The 577-nt window shown below is 49.6% G+C and carries 2 protein-coding genes; both read right to left on the minus strand.

What is annotated here, in order from left to right:
- On the minus strand, positions 1–386 hold a 386-nt coding region (locus WH87_RS20475), incomplete at its 3' end, for a hypothetical protein (RefSeq protein WP_046173237.1).
- The coding region (locus WH87_RS20480; RefSeq protein WP_210165690.1) for a hypothetical protein at positions 383–577 on the minus strand (195 nt) is incomplete at its 5' end. The genes WH87_RS20475 and WH87_RS20480, both read right to left, overlap by 4 nt.

A 577-nucleotide genomic window follows, 5' to 3' on the forward strand; every position in this document is an offset into this window, starting at 1 on the left:
GACCAGAGCGGTACAACGGCGGCAGCACGGCCCGCGCCACCTTTTCTCGCCCTCTTCATCTCCATCCTCATCCTTTCCTCTCTCTCTTCTTCCTTTTTCTTTTCCCCTCTTCTTCTTTTCTGTCTTCTTTTTCTTACCAATTCTCTTCCCTCTTCTCTATCTTCCTTGCTTTCTTTCTTTTCCTCTTTTTCTTCCTTTTCTTTTTTCTGTCCTTTCTTATTTTTTCTCATCCCTTCCCTCCTCTCTTCTCTCCTTCCATTTTCTTTTTTCCTCTTTCCCTCTTTCTCTTCCCTCTCTCTTTTTCTCTTCCTCTCATCTCCTGCCTCTTTTTCCCTCTTCCTCCCCCTCTTTTCCTCTCTTCTTTCTCCTCCCTTTCTCCCCGTCATTTTCCCTCCTTCCCCATCTCCCCTTTCTCCCCCCTCCTTCCCCCTCCTCCTCCCCTCCCTCCTCCTTCTCCCCCCTTTCCTCCCCTGCTCTTCTCACCCTCCCCGCTCATCCTTCTTCCTTTTTCAATCCCCTCCCTCCACCCCCTCCTCCCTTTATTGCCTTCCCCTCCTCTTTCAATTCCTCTATTCTT

The organism is Devosia epidermidihirudinis (genome assembly GCF_000971295.1).
In the GTDB taxonomy this organism is placed as follows: Bacteria; Pseudomonadota; Alphaproteobacteria; order Rhizobiales; family Devosiaceae; genus Devosia; species Devosia epidermidihirudinis.